Raw genomic sequence first — 243 nt, 5'->3', positions numbered from 1 at the left:
AAATTTTTTAAAAATCCTAAATGGAAGTATGTTACGTCAAAGGATAACGAAGAGATAGTTGAGTTTACAGGTAATTGTTTATATCGTGAGCAGGAAGTGAAGGCTAAAGTTCAATTTGTAATAAATAAAGATGATAATCCATTCAAATTAAAAGCGCTGGCGTTAAATGACATACCACAGAACGAACTTGAACTAGAGGGAATGTTACATTCTATATATGGTACGGCTAATGATAACTTAGAG

At 32.1% G+C, this 243-nt stretch carries 1 protein-coding gene; it reads left to right on the top strand.

Annotated features, from left to right (window positions below):
* A partial coding sequence (locus SB719_RS22170; protein ID WP_412160037.1) for a hypothetical protein occupies window positions 1–243 on the top strand: 243 nt, incomplete at both ends.

The sequence above is a fragment of the Pantoea sp. SIMBA_079 genome (assembly GCF_046940275.1).
Classification (GTDB): Bacteria; Pseudomonadota; Gammaproteobacteria; order Enterobacterales; family Enterobacteriaceae; genus Pantoea; species Pantoea borealis.
Note: the sequence above shows the minus strand (reverse complement) of the source record. Positions and strands in the feature narration are given on the sequence as shown.